34 protein-coding genes and 1 pseudogene are annotated in these 18,309 nt (G+C 66.4%); 1 reads left to right on the forward strand and 34 read right to left on the reverse strand.

Annotated elements, in window-relative coordinates; translation table 11 throughout:
• The 30 genes and pseudogenes from ABZ624_RS26445 to ABZ624_RS26590 form a co-directional block, all read right to left on the reverse strand.
• A pseudogene (locus ABZ624_RS26445) lies at positions 1 to 104 on the reverse strand (DNA-directed RNA polymerase subunit alpha); the annotation flags it as partial.
• 151 nt (positions 105 to 255) lie between these two features.
• Entirely contained in the window at positions 256 to 660 is a 405-nt protein-coding gene (rpsK, locus tag ABZ624_RS26450) for a 30S ribosomal protein S11 (protein WP_003956432.1), read from the reverse strand.
• Between the two features lie 65 nt (positions 661 to 725).
• The gene (rpsM, locus tag ABZ624_RS26455; protein ID WP_023547369.1) at positions 726 to 1,106 is read right to left on the reverse strand and encodes a 30S ribosomal protein S13; all 381 of its coding nucleotides are present in this window, start codon (positions 1,104 to 1,106) and stop codon (positions 726 to 728) included.
• A gap of 197 nt (positions 1,107 to 1,303) precedes the next feature.
• Positions 1,304 to 1,417: a 50S ribosomal protein L36 gene (rpmJ, locus tag ABZ624_RS26460; RefSeq protein WP_003998809.1), complete on the reverse strand. Its 114-nt coding sequence runs from the start codon at positions 1,415 to 1,417 to the stop codon at positions 1,304 to 1,306.
• 59 nt (positions 1,418 to 1,476) lie between these two features.
• Positions 1,477 to 1,698, reverse strand: a complete 222-nt coding sequence (gene infA, locus ABZ624_RS26465) for a translation initiation factor IF-1 (RefSeq protein WP_003948620.1) — start codon at positions 1,696 to 1,698, stop codon at positions 1,477 to 1,479.
• 147 nt (positions 1,699 to 1,845) lie between these two features.
• Positions 1,846 to 2,682, reverse strand: a complete 837-nt coding sequence (gene map / locus ABZ624_RS26470) for a type I methionyl aminopeptidase (RefSeq protein WP_360093832.1) — start codon at positions 2,680 to 2,682, stop codon at positions 1,846 to 1,848.
• Between the two features lie 99 nt (positions 2,683 to 2,781).
• The gene (locus tag ABZ624_RS26475) at positions 2,782 to 3,432 is read right to left on the reverse strand and encodes an adenylate kinase (protein ID WP_360093835.1); all 651 of its coding nucleotides are present in this window, start codon (positions 3,430 to 3,432) and stop codon (positions 2,782 to 2,784) included.
• A complete protein-coding gene (gene secY / locus ABZ624_RS26480) occupies positions 3,432 to 4,745 on the reverse strand; it encodes a preprotein translocase subunit SecY (protein WP_360093838.1) in 1,314 nt (437 codons plus the stop codon). Before secY ends, ABZ624_RS26475 begins: the two co-directional genes overlap by 1 nt.
• A 245-nt stretch (positions 4,746 to 4,990) precedes the next feature.
• Positions 4,991 to 5,446, reverse strand: a complete 456-nt coding sequence (rplO, locus tag ABZ624_RS26485) for a 50S ribosomal protein L15 (RefSeq protein WP_003974249.1) — start codon at positions 5,444 to 5,446, stop codon at positions 4,991 to 4,993.
• Between the two features lie 2 nt (positions 5,447 to 5,448).
• Entirely contained in the window at positions 5,449 to 5,631 is a 183-nt protein-coding gene (gene rpmD, locus ABZ624_RS26490; protein WP_003974250.1) for a 50S ribosomal protein L30, read from the reverse strand.
• Between the two features lie 2 nt (positions 5,632 to 5,633).
• A complete protein-coding gene (gene rpsE, locus ABZ624_RS26495) occupies positions 5,634 to 6,239 on the reverse strand; it encodes a 30S ribosomal protein S5 (RefSeq protein ID WP_019753099.1) in 606 nt (201 codons plus the stop codon).
• Positions 6,240 to 6,275: 36 nt separating this feature from the next.
• A complete protein-coding gene (gene rplR, locus ABZ624_RS26500; RefSeq protein WP_031167091.1) occupies positions 6,276 to 6,659 on the reverse strand; it encodes a 50S ribosomal protein L18 in 384 nt (127 codons plus the stop codon).
• Positions 6,660 to 6,662: 3 nt separating this feature from the next.
• Positions 6,663 to 7,202 (reverse strand): 50S ribosomal protein L6, encoded by a 540-nt coding sequence (rplF, locus tag ABZ624_RS26505; protein WP_360093841.1) that lies wholly within the window; start codon positions 7,200 to 7,202, stop codon positions 6,663 to 6,665.
• Positions 7,203 to 7,226: 24 nt separating this feature from the next.
• Entirely contained in the window at positions 7,227 to 7,625 is a 399-nt protein-coding gene (gene rpsH / locus ABZ624_RS26510) for a 30S ribosomal protein S8 (RefSeq protein ID WP_100827756.1), read from the reverse strand.
• Between the two features lie 214 nt (positions 7,626 to 7,839).
• Positions 7,840 to 8,025, reverse strand: a complete 186-nt coding sequence (locus ABZ624_RS26515) for a type Z 30S ribosomal protein S14 (RefSeq protein WP_003948630.1) — start codon at positions 8,023 to 8,025, stop codon at positions 7,840 to 7,842.
• 5 nt (positions 8,026 to 8,030) lie between these two features.
• Positions 8,031 to 8,588 carry a 50S ribosomal protein L5 gene (rplE, locus tag ABZ624_RS26520; protein WP_015658460.1) on the reverse strand — a complete coding sequence of 186 codons (558 nt, stop codon included), beginning with the start codon at positions 8,586 to 8,588 and terminating at the stop codon, positions 8,031 to 8,033.
• Positions 8,588 to 8,911: a 50S ribosomal protein L24 gene (gene rplX / locus ABZ624_RS26525; RefSeq protein WP_061920721.1), complete on the reverse strand. Its 324-nt coding sequence runs from the start codon at positions 8,909 to 8,911 to the stop codon at positions 8,588 to 8,590. Before rplX ends, rplE begins: the two co-directional genes overlap by 1 nt.
• A gap of 2 nt (positions 8,912 to 8,913) precedes the next feature.
• On the reverse strand, positions 8,914 to 9,282 hold the full coding sequence (rplN, locus tag ABZ624_RS26530) for a 50S ribosomal protein L14 (RefSeq protein ID WP_003998823.1): 369 nt from the start codon (positions 9,280 to 9,282) through the stop codon (positions 8,914 to 8,916).
• Positions 9,283 to 9,390: 108 nt separating this feature from the next.
• A complete protein-coding gene (gene rpsQ, locus ABZ624_RS26535; protein ID WP_014674375.1) occupies positions 9,391 to 9,675 on the reverse strand; it encodes a 30S ribosomal protein S17 in 285 nt (94 codons plus the stop codon).
• Positions 9,675 to 9,899 (reverse strand): 50S ribosomal protein L29, encoded by a 225-nt coding sequence (rpmC, locus tag ABZ624_RS26540; protein WP_003974259.1) that lies wholly within the window; start codon positions 9,897 to 9,899, stop codon positions 9,675 to 9,677. Before rpmC ends, rpsQ begins: the two co-directional genes overlap by 1 nt.
• Positions 9,899 to 10,318 (reverse strand): 50S ribosomal protein L16, encoded by a 420-nt coding sequence (rplP, locus tag ABZ624_RS26545; RefSeq protein ID WP_009190136.1) that lies wholly within the window; start codon positions 10,316 to 10,318, stop codon positions 9,899 to 9,901. The genes rpmC and rplP overlap by 1 nt, the downstream gene beginning before the upstream one ends.
• A gap of 5 nt (positions 10,319 to 10,323) precedes the next feature.
• Positions 10,324 to 11,145: a 30S ribosomal protein S3 gene (gene rpsC, locus ABZ624_RS26550; protein WP_014674374.1), complete on the reverse strand. Its 822-nt coding sequence runs from the start codon at positions 11,143 to 11,145 to the stop codon at positions 10,324 to 10,326.
• Positions 11,145 to 11,492, reverse strand: a complete 348-nt coding sequence (gene rplV, locus ABZ624_RS26555; protein WP_019329637.1) for a 50S ribosomal protein L22 — start codon at positions 11,490 to 11,492, stop codon at positions 11,145 to 11,147. Before rplV ends, rpsC begins: the two co-directional genes overlap by 1 nt.
• A 43-nt stretch (positions 11,493 to 11,535) precedes the next feature.
• Positions 11,536 to 11,817 carry a 30S ribosomal protein S19 gene (rpsS, locus tag ABZ624_RS26560; protein ID WP_009190133.1) on the reverse strand — a complete coding sequence of 94 codons (282 nt, stop codon included), beginning with the start codon at positions 11,815 to 11,817 and terminating at the stop codon, positions 11,536 to 11,538.
• A 12-nt stretch (positions 11,818 to 11,829) separates the two neighbouring features.
• Positions 11,830 to 12,666 (reverse strand): 50S ribosomal protein L2, encoded by an 837-nt coding sequence (gene rplB, locus ABZ624_RS26565; protein WP_201832318.1) that lies wholly within the window; start codon positions 12,664 to 12,666, stop codon positions 11,830 to 11,832.
• Positions 12,667 to 12,706: 40 nt separating this feature from the next.
• Positions 12,707 to 13,126, reverse strand: a complete 420-nt coding sequence (gene rplW, locus ABZ624_RS26570; RefSeq protein ID WP_360093844.1) for a 50S ribosomal protein L23 — start codon at positions 13,124 to 13,126, stop codon at positions 12,707 to 12,709.
• Positions 13,126 to 13,782, reverse strand: a complete 657-nt coding sequence (gene rplD / locus ABZ624_RS26575; protein WP_360093847.1) for a 50S ribosomal protein L4 — start codon at positions 13,780 to 13,782, stop codon at positions 13,126 to 13,128. Before rplD ends, rplW begins: the two co-directional genes overlap by 1 nt.
• A gap of 8 nt (positions 13,783 to 13,790) precedes the next feature.
• Positions 13,791 to 14,435, reverse strand: a complete 645-nt coding sequence (gene rplC, locus ABZ624_RS26580; protein WP_360093850.1) for a 50S ribosomal protein L3 — start codon at positions 14,433 to 14,435, stop codon at positions 13,791 to 13,793.
• Positions 14,436 to 14,451: 16 nt separating this feature from the next.
• Complete coding sequence (rpsJ, locus tag ABZ624_RS26585; protein WP_003948644.1) at positions 14,452 to 14,760, reverse strand: 30S ribosomal protein S10; 309 nt, start codon at positions 14,758 to 14,760, stop codon at positions 14,452 to 14,454.
• Between the two features lie 436 nt (positions 14,761 to 15,196).
• A complete protein-coding gene (locus ABZ624_RS26590; RefSeq protein ID WP_360093853.1) occupies positions 15,197 to 15,697 on the reverse strand; it encodes a hypothetical protein in 501 nt (166 codons plus the stop codon).
• A 142-nt stretch (positions 15,698 to 15,839) separates the two neighbouring features.
• Between ABZ624_RS26590 and ABZ624_RS26595 the strand changes: the two genes are divergently transcribed.
• Positions 15,840 to 16,223 carry a hypothetical protein gene (locus ABZ624_RS26595; RefSeq protein WP_360093856.1) on the forward strand — a complete coding sequence of 128 codons (384 nt, stop codon included), beginning with the start codon at positions 15,840 to 15,842 and terminating at the stop codon, positions 16,221 to 16,223.
• Between the two features lie 22 nt (positions 16,224 to 16,245).
• On the opposite strand, the gene ABZ624_RS26600 is transcribed toward ABZ624_RS26595, so the two are convergent.
• From ABZ624_RS26600 to ABZ624_RS26615, 4 genes are read right to left on the reverse strand one after another with little or no spacing between them, the layout of a single operon-like run.
• A complete protein-coding gene (locus ABZ624_RS26600; protein ID WP_360093859.1) occupies positions 16,246 to 16,491 on the reverse strand; it encodes a hypothetical protein in 246 nt (81 codons plus the stop codon).
• Between the two features lie 30 nt (positions 16,492 to 16,521).
• Positions 16,522 to 17,166 (reverse strand): serine/arginine repetitive matrix protein 2, encoded by a 645-nt coding sequence (locus tag ABZ624_RS26605; protein WP_360093862.1) that lies wholly within the window; start codon positions 17,164 to 17,166, stop codon positions 16,522 to 16,524.
• On the reverse strand, positions 17,163 to 17,423 hold the full coding sequence (locus ABZ624_RS26610; protein WP_360093865.1) for a DUF397 domain-containing protein: 261 nt from the start codon (positions 17,421 to 17,423) through the stop codon (positions 17,163 to 17,165). Before ABZ624_RS26610 ends, ABZ624_RS26605 begins: the two co-directional genes overlap by 4 nt.
• A complete protein-coding gene (locus ABZ624_RS26615) occupies positions 17,420 to 18,271 on the reverse strand; it encodes a helix-turn-helix transcriptional regulator (protein WP_360093868.1) in 852 nt (283 codons plus the stop codon). Before ABZ624_RS26615 ends, ABZ624_RS26610 begins: the two co-directional genes overlap by 4 nt.
• Between the last annotated feature and the right edge of the window lie 38 nt (positions 18,272 to 18,309).

The following is an 18,309-nucleotide window of genomic DNA, read 5'->3' on the forward strand; positions in this document are numbered from 1 at the left end:
CCGAGGGTGTAGCCGAAGCCCGGCTCCAGCGGCTCGATCACGAACCGGGAGCGGAACTCGTCGACGACCTCTTCGGTCAACGAGGGACGCTGAGCGATCAGCATGTGTGGATCAGATCCTTCATTCGTGGACGCCCGCTATTTGACGCCCGACGGAAACCGCGCCCGTGGAAAAGCGCGGGTACTGCAAGGGTACGGGCGATACGGCCCTTTTACGGAGCCGTACCGCCCGAAAAGCCCTGAAGCAGCCGGTGCGTCAGACGCGGCGGCGCTTCGGCGGGCGGCAGCCGTTGTGCGGGGTCGGGGTGACGTCCTGGATGGAGCCGACCTCGAGGCCCGTGGCCTGCAGGGAGCGGATCGCGGTCTCACGACCGGAGCCCGGGCCCTTGACGAACACGTCGACCTTGCGCATGCCGTGCTCCTGGGCACGACGGGCAGCCGACTCGGCGGCCATCTGCGCGGCGAACGGCGTGGACTTCCGGGAGCCCTTGAAGCCGACGTGGCCGGCGGAGGCCCAGGAGATCACGTTGCCGGACGGGTCCGTGATCGAGACGATCGTGTTGTTGAACGTGCTCTTGATGTGCGCGTGGCCGTGAGCGACGTTCTTCTTTTCCTTGCGGCGCACCTTCTTGGCAGCGCCCTGACGTCCCTTGGGGGGCATCTACTAACTCCTACGGGAGGTGGTCGGTCCTACAGCGAAGACCGTGGACAGGTGTCCGCTGCGGACTACTTCTTGCCCGGCTTCTTCTTGCCGGCGATGGCGCGACGCGGGCCCTTGCGGGTACGGGCGTTGGTGCTGGTGCGCTGACCGCGGACGGGCAGACCGCGACGGTGACGCAGACCCTGGTAGCAGCCGATCTCGACCTTGCGGCGGATGTCGGCCTGGATCTCGCGACGGAGGTCACCCTCGGTCTTGATGTTGTTGTCGACGTACTCGCGGATCGCGACCAGCTGCTCTTCGGTCAGGTCACGAACGCGGGTGTTCGGGTCGACGCCGGTCGCAGCCAGCGTCTCCTTCGAGAGGGTCCGGCCGATGCCGAACACGTAGGTGAGGGCGACCTCCACGCGCTTTTCGCGCGGGATGTCAACACCGGAAACGCGTGCCATTCAATGGCTCCTGGTGAATCTTCGGAGGTCTTCCACAGAACCGGATCCCGGCCGCCGTACCAGGTACGAACCGGGTCCCCGGCCTCCGAACCGGGGGTGTCAAGCCGCTCGCGACGACTTGGGTCCTGCGTATGAACATATTCAGCTCGCGTCGCGCGAATCTCTGCGATAGAGGTGCAGAGGGTTACGGTCGTGCGTCAGCCCTGGCGCTGCTTGTGGCGCGGGTTCTCGCAGATGACCATGACCCGACCGTGACGGCGGATCACCCTGCACTTGTCGCAGATCTTCTTGACGCTCGGCTTGACCTTCATTGGATTGAGGTTCTCCGGGTCAGTGCCACCACCCCGCCGAGGCGGGATGCGGGCAAGATCTACTTGTAGCGGTAGACGATCCGGCCACGCGTCAGGTCGTAAGGAGACAACTCCACCACGACCCGGTCGTCAGGGAGGATGCGGATGTAGTGCATACGCATCTTGCCGCTGATGTGTGCCAGGACCTGGTGGCCGTTCTGGAGCTCGACCTTGAACATGGCGTTCGGCAGAGACTCGACGACAGTGCCCTCGATCTCGATGGCACCTTGCTTCTTGGCCACGCTTCGCCCTTCGAATCGACTACCTTGACCGGCTTTCGTCACACTCGCAAGCACGCAGGCATGGGGGTGCACGAGAGCCGACGAGTCAGTCTACGTCGGCACACCGGGAAAGGCGAATCGAGAAAGTCTGCCCCACGCGGGAGATCCTTATGCCAGGGGGTCGGGAGCGGCCGTGATGCCGTACTCCGCCAGCTTTGCCTTGCCGCCGTCGGGAGCGGTGAGCACCAGCGGGCCCTCCGCCGTCAGCGCGACCGAGTGCTCCCAGTGCGAGGACCACGTGCCGTCCGTCGTGATGACCGTCCAGTCGTCCGACAGGACCTCCGTACGCGGAGTGCCGAGGGACACCATCGGCTCGATCGCGAGGCAGAAGCCGGGCACCAGCTTGGGCCCCTTGCCGCGGCGCCGGTCGACGTAGTTCAGCAGGTGCGGGTCCATGTGCATCTCGGTGCCGATGCCATGGCCGCCGTAGTCCTCGATGATCCCGTACTTGCCGCCGCCCGGCTTGGGCTGGCGGCGGATGTAGGTCTCGATGGCCCGCGAGATGTCGACCAGGCGGCTGCCCTGCTTCATGGCCGCGATGCCGGCCCACATCGACTCCTCGGTCACCCGGGAGAGCTCGACCAGCTCCGGCGCGTGACCGGAGCCCACGAAGGCCGTGTAGGCGGCGTCGCCGTGCCAGCCGTCGATGATCGCGCCGCAGTCGATGGAGATGATGTCGCCGTCCTTGAGGACGACGTCGTCGGAGGGGATGCCGTGGACGACGACGTCGTTCACGGAGGTGCAGATGGTCGCGGGGAAGCCGCCGTAGCCCAGGAAGTTCGACCTGGCACCGTGCTCGGCGAGGACCTTGCGGGCGACCTCGTCCAGGTCCTTGGTGGAGGCGCCGGGCACCGCGGCCTCACGGGTGGCCGCGTGGATGGCGGCTACGACCAGGCCCGCCGCACGCATCTTCGCGATCTGCTCGGGCGTCTTGATCTGCACCATGGGGCCTGCGCTCTCCCTCACTCACATCGACTGGGTTACGTACACAACAGTACGGCCGCGGCGCCCGGTGAAGGGCACCGCGGCCGGAAGGACCGCGATCTACTTGCTCTTGAGCGCTCCCAGCGCCCGCTGCGTGATCTCGTCCACCGGACCCAGGGCGGAGATCGTCACGACCAGGCCCTGCGCCTTGTAGTAGTCGATGATCGGCTCGGTCTGCGTGTGGTAGACCTCCAGCCGCTTGCGGACGGTGTCCTCGGAGTCGTCGTCGCGCTGGTACAGCTCGCCGCCGCAGACGTCGCAGACGCCTTCCTTCTTCGGCTGGCTGTACGTCACGTGGAAGACGTGCGAGGAGTCGTTGCGGCAGATGCGGCGGCCGGCGATGCGCTTGACGACCTCGTCCTCCGGGACCTCCAGGTCCAGGACCGCGTCCAGCGTGATGCCCTCGGTGCGCAGCAGCTCGTCCAGCGCCTGGGCCTGGGAGACGTTCCGGGGGAAGCCGTCCAGCAGGAAGCCGCCCTCGGCGTCCGGCTGCTCCATACGGTCCTTGGCCATGGCGATGGTGACCTCGTCCGGGACGAGGTTGCCGGCGTCCATGTAGGACTTCGCGAGCTTGCCCAGCTCCGTCTGCTGGCTGATGTTGGCCCGGAAGAGGTCACCCGTGGAGATGTGCGGGATCGCCAGCTTCTCTGCGAGACGGACGGCTTGCGTTCCCTTACCGGCACCCGGCGGCCCGACGAGGACGATACGCATCAGCGGAGGAACCCTTCGTAATTGCGCTGCTGGAGCTGGCTCTCGATCTGCTTCACCGTCTCGAGGCCGACACCCACGATGATCAGGATGCTGGTCCCGCCGAAGGGGAAGTTCTGGCTTGCCCCGAAGCCGACCAACGCCATTGTCGGTACGAGAGCGATCAGACCCAGATACAGCGAACCCGGCCAGGTGATCCGGTTGAGCACATAGCTGAGGTACTCAGCGGTCGGTCGGCCAGCCCGGATGCCCGGGATGAAGCCACCATACTTCTTCATGTTGTCGGCGACTTCCTCGGGGTTGAAGGAGATCGCCACGTAGAAGAACGCGAAGAACACGATGAGCAAGAAGTACATCGTGATGTAAATCGGGTGGTCGCCCTTGGTGAGGTTCTGCTGGATCCACTGCTTCCAGTGCGAATTGCCCCCCGCGAACTGCGCCACGAGCGCCGGGATGTAGAGCAGCGAGGAGGCGAAGATGACGGGAATCACACCCGCCTGGTTCACCTTGAGCGGGATGTACGTGGACGTACCGCCGTAGGAACGACGGCCGATCATGCGCTTGGCGTACTGCACCGGGATGCGGCGCTGGGCCTGCTCGACGAAGACGACCAGACCGACCATGACCAGGCCGACCAGGATCACGGTGCCGAACTCGATCCAGCCGCCGGCCAGCGTGCCCTGCTTCTTGATGGCCCACAGCGCGGACGGGAAGGTCGCGGCGATCGAGATGAACATCAGGATCGACATGCCGTTGCCGATGCCGCGGTCGGTGATCAGCTCACCGAGCCACATCACGACGGCCGTACCGGCGGTCATGCAGATGACCATGGTGATCGTCGTGAAGATCGCCTGGTCGGGAACGATGTTCGACGCGACCGAGCAGCCGCTGAAGAGGGCGCCGCTGCGGGCGGTGGCGACCAGGCCGGTGCCCTGCAGGATGGCGAGCGCCACGGTGAGATAGCGGGTGTACTGCGTGATCTTCGCCGTGCCGGCCTGGCCCTCCTTCTTGAGGGCTTCCAGGCGCGGGATGACCACGGTCAGCAGCTGAAGGATGATGCTGGCCGTGATGTACGGCATGATGCCGAGCGCGAAGACCGTGATCTGCAGCAGCGCACCGCCGCTGAACATGTTCACAAGGCCGAACAGGCCCTGGTTGCCCTGTGCCTCGGTCACACACCGCTGGACGGCCTGATAGTTGACGCCGGGGATCGGGATGTGGGTACCGACCCGGTAGACCACGATGATGGCCAGCGTGAAGAGCAGCTTCTTGCGCAGGTCGGGCGTCCTGAACGCCCGGGCGAACGCGGTGAGCACGGTGCCTCCTGCGACCCCCGCGCAACTGCGTCAAGGGTGACGGTCTTGAGGTTCGACGGATACAGACGAATAACTAACGGTCAACTGCCGCTCAGGGTGCCCCATGGGAGGCACCCGGTGAAAGTAGGCAGTGCTGGCCACCTTACCGGCGAGAGCCCCGCCCTAGGAACGACCAACCGGGGATACCCCTTTTGTGGGGTATCCCCGGTCGGGATCGTTCACGTCATCGAGTGGACCTGAGGGACTCAGACCAGCTCGGTGACCGTACCGCCGGCAGCGGTGATCTTCTCCTTGGCGGAGCCGGAGACGGCGTCGACCGTCACCTGCAGCGCCACGGAGATCTCGCCCTGGCCGAGGACCTTGACGAGGCTGTTCTTGCGAACGGCACCCTTGGCCACCAGGCCCTCGACGGTGACCTCGCCACCCTCGGGGTACAGCGCGGCCAGCTTGTCGAGGTTCACGACCTGGAACTCGGTCTTGAACGGGTTCTTGAAGCCCTTCAGCTTCGGGAGGCGCATGTGCAGCGGCATCTGGCCACCCTCGAAGCGCTCCGGAACCTGGTAGCGGGCCTTGGTGCCCTTGGTACCACGACCGGCCGTCTTACCCTTCGACGCCTCACCACGACCGACACGGGTCTTGGCGGTCTTGGCGCCCGGGGCGGGACGGAGGTTGTGGATCTTGAGCGGGTTGTTCTCCGCCATGATCAGTCGACCTCCTCGACCGTCACGAGGTGGCGGACGGTGTGCACCATGCCGCGGAACTCGGGGCGGTCCTCCTTGACGACCTGCGTGTTGATGCCCTTGAGACCAAGGGAGCGCAGGGTGTCACGGTGGTTCTGCTTGCTGCCGATGTAGGACTTGACCTGCGTGATCTTGAGCTGCGCCATGATTACGCACCCGCCCCGGCACGCGCACGCAGCAGAGCCGCGGGAGCGACGTCCTCGAGCGGCAGACCACGGCGGGCCGCGATCTCCTCGGGACGCTGCAGGCCCTTCAGGGCCTCCACGGTCGCGTGCACGATGTTGATGGCGTTGTCGGAGCCGAGCGACTTCGACAGCACGTCGTGGATACCGGCGCACTCGAGCACGGCACGCACCGGACCACCGGCGATCACACCGGTACCCGGAGACGCGGGCTTGAGCAGCACGACGCCGGCAGCCTTCTCACCCTGGATCGGGTGCGGGATGGTGCCCTGGATCCGGGGGACCTTGAAGAAGTGCTTCTTGGCCTCCTCAACGCCCTTGGCGATGGCGGCCGGCACCTCCTTGGCCTTGCCGTATCCGACACCCACGGTGCCGTCACCGTCGCCCACCACGACCAGCGCGGTGAAGCTGAAGCGACGACCACCCTTCACAACCTTGGCGACGCGGTTGATCGCGACGACGCGCTCAACGTACGCGGTCTTCTCGGCGGCAGCAGCGCCGCCGTCACGGCCCTTCCGGTCCCGCCGCTCGCCGCCACCGGCACCGCTTCCGCGGCGCTGGGGTCCAGCCATTGGATTACCTCTCTCTTTCCGCTAGCTACAAGCGGCTCAGAACTTGAGCCCGGCCTCGCGGGCGGCGTCCGCCAGGGCGGCGATGCGCCCGGCGTACTGGTTGCCACCACGGTCGAACACGACGGCCTCGACACCGGCGGCCTTGGCACGCTCGGCGACCAGGGCGCCGACCTGCTTGGCCTGCGCGGACTTGTCGGCCTCGCCGCCACGGATCGACGCGTCCAGAGTGGACGCCGACGCCAGGGTGTGACCCTTCAGGTCGTCGATCACCTGCGCCACGATGTGGCGGTTGGAGCGGGTCACGACCAGACGGGGGCGCTCCGCCGTACCGGAAATGTTCTTGCGGATCCGGATGTGACGGCGCTTGATCGCGGCGCGCTTGTAGGCGTCGCCCTTGAGGATCTTCTGCCCGTATGCCATGGCTTACTTACCCGCCTTTCCGACCTTGCGGCGGATGACTTCGCCCTCGTACTTGACGCCCTTGGCCTTGTACGGGTCGGGCTTGCGCAGCTTGCGGATGTTGGCCGCAACCTCGCCGACCTTCTGCTTGTCGATGCCCTCGACCTGGAAGCGGGTCGGGGTCTCCACCTTGAAGGTGATTCCCTCGGGCGCCTCGACGACGATCGGGTGGCTGTAGCCGAGCGCGAACTCGAGGTTCGAGCCCTTGGCCGTCACGCGGTAACCGACACCGCTGATCTCGAGCTTCTTCACGTAACCCTGGGTCACGCCGGTGATCATGTTCGCCACCAGCGTGCGGGACAGGCCGTGCAGGGCCTTGTTCTGACGCTCGTCGTTGGGGCGGGTCACCTGCAGGGTGCCGTCCTCGCCCTTGACGACCTCGATCGGTGCCGAGACGGTGTGGGTCAGCTCGCCCTTGGGGCCCTTGACCGCGACCGTACGGCCGTCGATGGTGACGTCCACGCCGGCGGGAACCGCGATGGGGAGCTTGCCGATGCGCGACATAGCTGTTTCCTCCGTTCCCTTCTGCTACCAGACGTAGGCGAGGACTTCCCCACCCACGCCCTTCTTGCCGGCCTGCTTGTCGGTGAGGAGCCCGTGCGACGTGGAGATGATCGCCACGCCGAGGCCGCCCAGCACCTTCGGCAGGTTGGTGGACTTCGCGTACACCCGGAGACCGGGCTTGGAGATCCGCTTGATGCCCGCGATGGAGCGCTCACGGTTCGGGCCGAACTTCAGCTCGAGGGTGAGGTTCTTGCCGACCTCGGCGTCCTCGACGCGCCAGCCCGTGATGAAGCCCTCCTGCTGGAGGATCTCCGCGATGTGCGACTTGATCTTGGACGCCGGCATCGTCACGGTGTCGTGGTACGCCGAGTTCGCGTTCCGCAGACGAGTCAGCATGTCTGCGATCGGATCAGTCATGGTCATGAATTGGCCTGTGGCCTTTCTCGCCGGGGTTTCCTATATGCGCCATCCCTCTCCCCGTACTTCTTGAGACGGGACGGGTGCGGTGCGGGGACCTACGGCGTAGTAAGTCGTTCAGGGCGGCAGAGGCCCAACCCTCCTAGCCTAAGCCATGAGGGCGGGGTCCCCTGCCGTCCCGGTTGCTTACCGAGAGGTCCAGGAATCCCTAATAAGGGGATTACCAGGAGCTCTTGGTCACGCCCGGCAGCTCGCCACGGTGAGCCATCTCACGAAGGCACACGCGGCACAGGCCGAACTTGCGGTACACGGAGTGCGGACGGCCGCAGCGCTGGCAGCGCGTGTAGCCACGCACACCGAACTTGGGCTTGCGAGCAGCCTTGGCAATCAGAGCCTTCTTCGCCATCTCGCTCACGCCTCCTTGAACGGGAAGCCGAGGTGACGAAGGAGCGCGCGGCCCTCAGCGTCGTTGGTCGCCGTGGTGACCACGGTGATGTCCATGCCCCGGGTACGGTCGATCTTGTCCTGGTCGATCTCGTGGAACATGACCTGCTCCGTGAGACCGAAGGTGTAGTTGCCACGGCCGTCGAACTGCTTGGGGGACAGGCCGCGGAAGTCGCGGATGCGCGGGAGCGCGAGCGACAGGGTGCGGTCCAGGAACTCCCACATGCGGTCGCCACGGAGCGTGACGTGGGCACCGATCGGCTGGCCCTCACGCAGCTTGAACTGCGCGATGGACTTGCGGGCCTTGGTGACGGCCGGCTTCTGACCGGTGATCGTGGTGAGGTCGCGGATGGCGCCCTCGATCAGCTTGGAGTCGCGGGCGGCGTCGCCCACACCCATGTTGACCACGATCTTGACGAGGCCGGGAACCTGCATGACGTTCTCGTACTTGAACTCGTCACGCAGCTTGCCCGCGATCTCCTCGCGGTACTTCGTCTTCAGACGCGGAGTGGTGGTGGTAGCCATCAGATGTCCTCACCCGTCCGCTTGGCAACGCGGATCTTGTTGCCCTCTTCGTCGAAGCGGTAACCGACACGCGTGACGACCTTGTTGCCGTCCTTCTCCACGACCAGCTGAACGTTGGACACGTGGATCGGGGCCTCGGTGGTCACGATGCCGCCGGCCTGGGAACCGCGAGCGGTCGGACCGGCCTTGGTGTGCTTCTTGACCCGGTTGACACCCTCGACCAGGACACGGTCCTCGCGGGGGTAGGCCGCGATGACCTTGCCCTGCTTGCCCTTGTCCTTACCGGTGATGACCTGGACCAGGTCGCCCTTCTTGATCTTCATGCTTACAGCACCTCCGGAGCCAGCGAGATGATCTTCATGAACTTCTTCTCGCGCAGCTCACGGCCGACCGGGCCGAAGATGCGGGTGCCGCGAGGGTCGCCGTCGTTCTTCAGAATGACGGCGGCGTTCTCGTCGAAGCGGATGTACGAGCCGTCCGGACGACGGCGCTCCTTGACGGTGCGAACGATGACCGCCTTGACGACGTCACCCTTCTTCACGTTGCCACCGGGGATCGCGTCCTTGACGGTGGCGACGATGACGTCACCGATGCCCGCGTAGCGGCGACCGGAGCCACCGAGCACACGGATGCAAAGGATCTCCTTCGCACCAGTGTTGTCGGCGACACGCAGTCGCGACTCCTGCTGGATCACGTCTATCTCCTGTTTGTCTGCCGGTTCCCGGCAGGGGCCGCCTCTTTACGAGGGGAGCCCCTGCCGAGCCTGGCGGAACTGTCCTGCGAGGGATGCCCCGCAGGAGAATTACTTGGCCTTCTCGAGGATCTCGACGACGCGCCAGCGCTTCGTCGCGGACAGCGGCCGGGTCTCCATGAGGAGGACGCGGTCGCCGACACCCGCGGCGTTCTGCTCGTCGTGGGCCTTGAGCTTGTTCGTACGGCGGATGACCTTGCCGTACAGCGCGTGCTTCACACGGTCCTCGACGGCGACGACGACGGTCTTGTCCATCTTGTCGCTGACGACCAGACCCTCACGGGTCTTGCGGAATCCGCGTGCCTCGGTGTTCTCAGTCACGTTGCTCTCGCTCATCAGGCGCTCTCCACCGTCTCGATGCCCAGCTCGCGCTCACGCATCAGGGTGTAGATCCGCGCGATGTCCTTACGGACGGCCTTCAGCCGACCGTGGTTCTCGAGCTGACCCGTCGCCGCCTGGAAGCGGAGGTTGAACAGCTCTTCCTTGGCCTCGCGGAGCTTAGCCAGAAGCTCCTCGTTGCCCAGCTCGCGCAGCTCGGACGCCTTGGTACCGGCCGACATCACGCTTCACCTGCCTCGCGCTTGACGATCCGGCACTTCATCGGCAGCTTGTGGGCCGCACGGGTCAGCGCCTCACGGGCGATCTTCTCGTTGGGGTACGACAGCTCGAACATCACACGTCCGGGCTTGACGTTGGCGATCCACCACTCCGGAGAACCCTTACCGGAACCCATGCGGGTCTCGGCCGGCTTCTTGGTGAGGGGACGGTCCGGGTAGATGTTGATCCAGACCTTGCCGCCACGCTTGATGTGGCGGGTCATCGCGATACGAGCCGCCTCGATCTGGCGGTTCGTCACGTAGGCCGGGGTCAGCGCCTGGATGCCGTACTCGCCGAACGCAACCTGCGTTCCACCCTTGGACATTCCGTTGCGCTTCGGGTGGTGCTGCTTGCGGTGCTTGACCCTACGGGGGATCAGCATGACGGTCAGGCCTCCGTTCCGGTGCTCTCAGCCGGAGCGGCGGCGGGAGCCTCGGCCTTGGGGGCCTCGGCGCCGGCAGCCTGCTGCGGCTTGCGACCGCGCCGCTCGCCACCGCGGCCACCACGGGCCGGGCGGTCGGCGCCACCGCGGGCCGGGCGGTTACCCGCACGGGCGGCAGCGTTCTCGGCGCGGACCTCGGCGATGTTCTTGACGTCGCCCTTGTAGATCCAGACCTTCACACCGATGCGGCCGAAGGTCGTCTTGGCCTCGAAGAAGCCGTAGTCCACGTTCGCGCGGAGCGTGTGCAGGGGCACGCGGCCCTCGCGGTAGAACTCCGAGCGGGACATCTCGGCGCCGCCGAGGCGGCCACCGCACTGGATCTTGATGCCCTTGGCGCCCGCCTTCATCGCCGACTGCATGCTCTTGCGCATGGCACGGCGGAAGGAGACGCGGGAGGACAGCTGCTCGGCGACGGCCTGGGCCACCAGCTGAGCGTCCGTCTCCGGGTTCTTGACCTCGAGGATGTTCAGCTGGACCTGCTTGCCGGTCAGCTTCTCCAGGTCACCGCGGATGCGGTCGGCCTCGGCGCCGCGGCGGCCGATGACGATGCCCGGGCGAGCCGTGTGGATGTCCACGCGGACGCGGTCACGGGTGCGCTCGATCTCAACCTTCGAGATACCGGCGCGCTCCATGCCGGACGTCATCATCCGACGGATGGCGACGTCTTCCTTGACGTAGTCCTTGTACAGCTTGTCGGCGTACCAACGCGACTTGAAGTCGGTCGTGACACCGAGGCGGAACCCATGCGGGTTAACCTTCTGGCCCATTACCGGGTTCCTTCCTTGCTGCTGACGACCACGGTGATGTGGCTGGTCCGCTTGCGGATCCGGTAGGCGCGGCCCTGGGCACGCGGACGGAACCGCTTCAGGGTCGGGCCCTCGTCGACGTAGGCCTCGGAGATGTAGAGGCTGTCGGCGTCGGTGTGGTCGTAGTTGTGCGCGGCGTTGGCAATGGCGCTGTCGAGCACCTTGCCGACCGGCACGGAGGCGGCCTGCGGAGCGAATCGCAGGACGGCCTGGGCCTCCGTGGCGTCCATGCCACGGATGAGGTCCACCACGCGGCGGGCCTTCATGGGCGTGACGCGGATGTACCGCGCCTGGGCCCTGGCTTCCATGGTTGTCCCTTCAGTTACTTACGTGTCTGAATGCGATCCGCTGCTAGCGGCGCTTCGACTTCCGGTCTTCCTTGACGTGACCCCGGAAGGTGCGCGTCGGCGAGAACTCGCCGAGCTTGTGGCCGACCATCGACTCGGTGACGAACACCGGGATGTGGGTCTTGCCGTTGTGCACCGCGATCGTGTGGCCGAGCATGGCCGGGACGATCATCGAGCGACGGGACCAGGTCTTGATGACGTTCTTGGTACCGGCTTCGTTCTGGACGTCCACCTTCTTGATCAGGTGGTCGTCGACGAAGGGTCCCTTCTTCAAGCTACGAGGCATCTCAACCCGTCCTTAGCGCTTCTTGTTCGTCTTGCGGCGGCGGACGATGTACTTGTTCGACGCCTTCTTGGGCGAACGAGTACGGCCTTCCTTCTTGCCCCACGGGGACACAGGGTGGCGACCACCGGACGTCCGGCCCTCACCACCACCGTGCGGGTGGTCAACCGGGTTCATCACGACACCACGGACGGTCGGGCGAACGCCCAGCCACCGCTTACGGCCGGCCTTACCCCAGTTGATGTTGCTCTGCTCGGCGTTGCCGACCTCACCGATGGTGGCGCGGCAGCGGACGTCGACGAGGCGGACCTCGCCGGACGGCATGCGCAGGTGGGCGTAGGAGCCCTCCTTCGCGAGCAGCTGCACGGAGGCACCGGCGGAGCGGGCGAACTTGGCACCGCCACCGGGACGGAGCTCGATCGCGTGGATCGTGGTACCGACCGGGATGTTGCGGAGGGCCAGGTTGTTGCCCGGCTTGATGTCGGCCCCGGGACCGTTCTCGACGCGGTCACCCTGCTGCAGGTTGCGCGGGGCGAGGATGTAGCGCTTCTCGCCGTCGGCGTAGTGCAGCAGCGCGATGCGCGCGGTGCGGTTGGGGTCGTACTCGATGTGCGCGACCTTCGCCGGCACGCCGTCCTTGTCGTGACGACGGAAGTCGATCACTCGGTAGGCGCGCTTGTGTCCGCCACCCTGGTGGCGAACGGTCACACGACCGGCGTTGTTACGGCCGCCCTTGCTGTGCAGGGGGCGGACCAGCGACTTCTCCGGCGTGGACCGCGTGACCTCGACGAAGTCGGCGACGCTGGCGCCACGACGGCCCGGCGTAGTCGGCTTGTACTTGCGGATTCCCATTTCTCAGTCCTCGTCCGATATCGGACGATCCGGACCGCCCTTAGGCGGTCGGACCGCCGAAGATGTCGATACGGTCGCCCTCGGCGAGGGTCACGATCGCGCGCTTGGTGGCGGCACGCTGACCGAAGCCGGTCTTCGTGCGCTTGCGCTTGCCCTGGCGGTTGATCGTGTTGACCCCGGTGACCTTGACCTCGAAGACCGCCTGGACGGCCTGCTTGATCTGGGTCTTGTTGGCGCCCGGGGCGACGACGAACGTGTACTTGTTCTCGTCGAGGAGCGCGTAGCTCTTCTCGGAGACAACCGGCTTGAGCAGCACGTCACGGGGGTCCGTGAAGGACTTGCTCAGCGGGGTCTCGACGGTGTTCTTGCCCTCGGCGGCGTGACGGCGCGCCTTGGCGACGCGCGCGGCCTTGGCGGCCTTGGCGGCCTTCGAGGCGATAGCGGGGTGACGGATGGCCATCAGACCTCGCTCCCTTCGGTGTCGTTGGCCTTCGGGCCGGCGACGAAGGACTCGAAAGCGGCCTGGGTGAAGACCACGTCGTCCGAGACGAGAACGTCGTACGTGTTCAGCTGGCCCGGCTCCAGGATGTGGACCTGGGGCAGGTTGCGGGCGGACAGCCACGCGGCCTCGTCGGCGCGCTCGACGACCAGGAGCAGGTTCTTGCGCTCCGAGATCTTGCCGAACAGCGACTTGGCGGCCTTCGTGCTGGGGTTCGCGCCCTCGACCACGCCGGAGACGACGTGGATGCGGTTGTGGCGGGCCCGGTCGGTGAGGGCGTGGCGCAGGGCCGCGGCCTTCATCTTCTTCGGGGTCCGCTGCGAGTAGTCACGCGGCTGCGGGCCGTGGACGACGCCACCGCCGGCGAACTGCGGCGCACGGGTCGAGCCCTGACGGGCGCGGCCGGTGCCCTTCTGGCGGTACGGCTTCTTGCCGCCACCGCGAACCTCGCCACGGGTCTTGGTCTTGTGCGTGCCCTGACGGGCCGCGGCCAGCTGCGCGACGACGACCTGGTGAAGCAGCGGAACGCTGATCTTCTCTACGTCGAAGATCTCCGCGGGGAGCTCGACGGTACCGGCCTTGTCGCCCGCCGGCGAAAGGATGTCAACAGTGCTCATCGGTTACCTCAGGCCCCCTTGGCCGCGGTGCGGACCAGGACGAGGCCGCCGTTCGGACCGGGAACCGCGCCCTTGATGAGCAGCAGACCCTTCTCCGCGTCAACGGCGTGGACGGTCAGGTTCTGGGTGGTGACCCGCTCGTTGCCCATGCGACCCGCCATGCGGAGGCCCTTGAACACGCGGCCCGGGGTGGCGCAGCCACCGATGGAACCGGGGGAGCGGTGCTTGCGCTGGGTGCCGTGTCCGGCGCCGAGGCCCTTGAAGTTGTGACGCTTCATGACACCGGCGAAGCCCTTGCCCTTGCTCTTGCCGGTGACGTCGACCTTCACGCCGGCCTCGAAGACCTCGGCGGTGATTTCCTGACCGAGCGTGTACTCGGCGGCATCAGCCGTACGGATCTCGACAAGGTGACGGCGCGGGGTGACGTCGGCCTTGGCGAAGTGGCCCTTGAGGGGCTTGTTCACCTTGCGCGGGTCGATCTCGCCGAAGGCGATCTGGACCGACTCGTAGCCGTCGACGTCGTTCGTACGGACCTGGGTGACGACGTTGGGGCCGGCCTTGACGACGGTGACCGGAACAACACGGTTGTTCTCGTCCCACACCTGCGTCATGCCGAGCTTCTCGCCCAGGATGCCCTTGATCTGCTTAGCCATTCTCAGCCCACCAGCCTCAGAGCTTGATCTCGATGTCGACACCGGCCGGGAGGTCGAGTCGCATCAGAGAGTCAACGGTCTTGGGGGTCGGGTCGAGAATGTCGATCAGGCGCTTGTGCGTGCGCATCTCGAAGTGCTCGCGCGAGTCCTTGTACTTGTGCGGCGACTTGATGACGCAGTACACGTTCTTCTCAGTGGGCAGCGGCACCGGGCCCGCGACCGACGCACCAGTGCGGGTCACCGTCTCGACGATCTTCTTCGCCGAAGAGTCGATGACCTCGTGGTCGTAGGCCTTGAGCCGGATGCGGATCTTCTGTCCCGCCATGGCTACTCAGTAGTCCTGTCTCTTCTCACGCTCTGGAACCCGGCGGATTCCTTCTGCTGCCTTCGTTTCTCCGACCCACGCGGTCGGGCGTGTCGCTCTCCCGCTGACACAGATGCCCCTTGTTCGAACATCCCTGCGGGGAATGCGACGGCCCTTCCGGAACCGCGGACCGGGGACCTCAGGCCCACCGGGCGCCTGGCCGGTGCCGCGCCCACACTTCCCGGAAGATTCCCGTACGTCCGCCCCAGTGCTGCCATTCAGGCAGTTAGGGCGACGAGTACTGTGGGACTCGCTTCCAGTCCTCCCGGCGGGAGGCGCGCAGCATCAACACTCGACCGAGCAACTCGGACAGTCTGCCATATGGGGCGGGGAGCTGGCCAATCGAGGCGAAGAGATTACCCCGAGGGTGACGTAGGTCAAACCGGGGGTGTGCACGTCAGTACTGGGTGTCGAGGTCCGTACCCTTGGGCGCCCGCCAGCAGCCGGATACGACGTTGATCAGGATTTTCGGCTCCTCCTCGTGGCCGGCCGTCGGGCTGGACACCCAGAGTTCCGCGTTCACGGAGAAGGGCTCGGACCGAGAGTCGGCCGTCAGCTCAAGCGTCTTGTCCTTGCTCTTGTTGGGGCCGTACTGAACGATCTTCCACCCCTTGCCGAGGAGGCCTTCCTTGAGGCGTTGGAAGCTGGCCTTGAGCTCATCCTCGGAGACGTCGTAGACGGACCAGGGGTGAACGGTCTTGTAGATATGCCCGGGGTCCTCGTCGCAGGGCGCGACACTGGGTCCCGGTTCGGTGACCTTGCCAGCCCGAATACCGATCAGCTCGTACATCTGGCTGGACACGGCCTTCGCCTTGTCCTTGGCCTTGTCCGGATCCAGGGTGGTGGCCCGTGATCCGCTGGTCTCGTGCCCTGACGGGGAGGCTTCGCTGTGGTTCATGGTGTGTGAACAACCTGTTCCGATGAGGGAGAGAACGGCGCCGGCGATGGCGACTCCCTCACAGCGCTGCCCGTCTTCTGACGTGGGTCGACCCGCGGCGTGAGGTGTGCTGGACTGGCCGCAGATCAGAATTGGGGGAGACATGACAGCCGAGGAAACGACGGAAACAGCCGGATCCACCGAGGGACGCTCCGGGGATCTCCGCCGGGACGGCGACCGCATCGAGAACTGGTCGATGGCGTGGACGCTGTTGGCATTGGTGATGTGGGGATGGTTCGCCTACCTGCTGCTCGCGGACTACGGTCCCGAGAACTCGGCGTCCGGCGAGACCCGCAGCGCGTGCCGGGGCCCGCTGCTCGACCCCTCGTCGATGAACGACGTCTGCGGCGAGGACCACCTGCGCCAGTGGCCGACGCTGCTGGGCTTCCTCGCGCTCGCCCTCCTGCCCACCGTCCTGGCGGCGGCGACCACGGTGTACGCCAAGGTTCTGTCCCGGCTGGCCGACCAGGCAAAAGCCCGGTCCTAGGCGGAGGTCCGCTGGGCCGCTCTCAGCGGTCCTCCCAGTTGACGAAGTAACCCACGACAGCGAGCACGCCGAAGATCCCCAAGCCGAAGGTGCCGAGGATCGTCCAGATCCCCTTCCCGTCCCACGCGGAGCGCACCCCGCCGGCGAGCCCGCCGACGGCCATGCACATGCCGAGGACGAGAAAACGCGAACCGCCCCGGGGCCTCAGCCAGTGCCGCAGGTCCGGGCGACGGCGCCCGCGCGTGGGAGGGCCAGCGGAGTGCGTCATCGGTACCTCACCGTTGCGCGATCCCGGCGCTCAATACACCCGGCCAGGCGGCTGTGGGCCCCACTGCGGCGAAGGGGCCCACGCGGCGGCGAGCCGTCGGCGGTGGCGGCTGCGGCGGACGGCGGTGACGACGATGATGGTCACGGCTGTGGCGAACGCGGCGATGAAGCAGCCGATCGCCGCGGCGATGCTGCCGATCGTGGCACCCACCCGGGGCCTGTCCCCCAGCGCGAACTCGGCCGGCAGTTCCGACGTGCAGGTGAGCGTGTAGTCGCCGCTGCTGCCCGGCTTCACCTCGAAGACGCGGTCCCAGGTGCGGGAGCCGACGGTGATGCGGAAGGTGCTGCCCGGCTGCGTCATCGACCCTGACCGCATCTCCGGGATCCGGCAGTCGACGTGCCCCTGCCCGGACTGGGAGACGTAGATCGCCTTGGTCTCTCCCTGGACGAAGCTGAACGTCCGCGCGTCGCCGCTGGAGAAGCTGTGGGCGGTGTCGATCGATCCCACCGTGTTCTTCACCGTCACCACGATGAAGGCGGTACCGACACCAGCCAGCACGAGACCCAGCAGTGCAGCTACCAGGTACCAGATGCGCCGGGGCCGCAAGTCCCTGGCCGGGATGGCCGGCGGCGGGATCGGCGGGCCGCCGTACGGGGTTCCCCAGGGCAGACTCATGGACGGGCGGCCTCGGCCGCGTACGGCAGGAAGCCGGCCCAGGCGGTAGGCGTGACGGCGAGCTGCGGGCCTTCGGCGTTCTTGGAGTCGCGGATGTGGATGGTGGTGGGGGTGGGGGCGACTTCGAGGCAGTCGCCGGGCTCGCTGCTGCTGCTGTAGCTGCTCTTGAACCAGTGGAGCGCGACTTCGACGCAGTCGCCGGGTTCGGCGCTGCTGCTGTAGCTGCTCTTGAACCAGTGGAGGTCCGCGGTGCTCATAGTCTCCCCAGCGCTCGCTCGATAAAGGCCTGCGACTCCCTCGGCGTGAGAGCCTGCGCCCGGATCATGCCATAGCGCAGTTCAAGGATCCGGAGGTCCTTGGGGCTTGAGATCGGGCGGCCGTTGAACGCGCCGTCGGAACGTCCGATCGCCGTGCCGTCAGAGAACTTCAGCACCTCCACCAGGCCCGACGCCGCCCCAGCGTTCTCTTGCCGGTCGGTCGGCATGACCTGGAGTGTGACGTTCCTCAACTGCCCCACCTCCAAGAGGTGTTCGAGTTGTCGGCGCAGCACCATCTTCCCACCGTAGGGACGTTCGAGCGTCACCTGTTCCTGGACGAAACTGAGCGTCGGCGCGGGATCCCGCCGCTCGAAGACGGCCTTTCGAGCCATGCGCGCGGCAGTTTCCCGCTCCACGACGTCTTCGGCGAGTGCGGGCTGCCTCATCTCGTACATCGCTCGCGCGTACTCGGGCGTCTGCAACAGGCCATGGATGTTGTGGTTGCTGTACAGCAGCATCTCCACGGCCCGCCCCTCCATGTCCGCCAGCTCCCGGACCTTCTTCGGGTACCGGGCCTTCTCCATGTCCTTCATGAAGGCCCGCAGATGCCCCTGCGCCTTCAGCAGCTGGTCCGCCCTGTCCAGGAACTCCGGCCGGGGAATGCGGGCGCCCCGCTCCATCTTCCGGATCATGTCCTCGCCGTACCCCATGGCGTCGGCCAGCTCGGACACCGTCACCCCGGCCGCCTCCCGGCAGACCTTGAGCAGCCGCCCCACCGCCTGCACCACGGGCTCGATCTCGTCCCCCGGCTCGACGTCCCAACCGGCCTCGTCCACACCCTCGCCCATGGCTCCTCCTCCGACGCGCACTCGTACCCGTACAACGC

The organism is Streptomyces sp. NPDC007205 (genome assembly GCF_040634095.1).
In the GTDB taxonomy this organism is placed as follows: Bacteria; Actinomycetota; Actinomycetes; order Streptomycetales; family Streptomycetaceae; genus Streptomyces.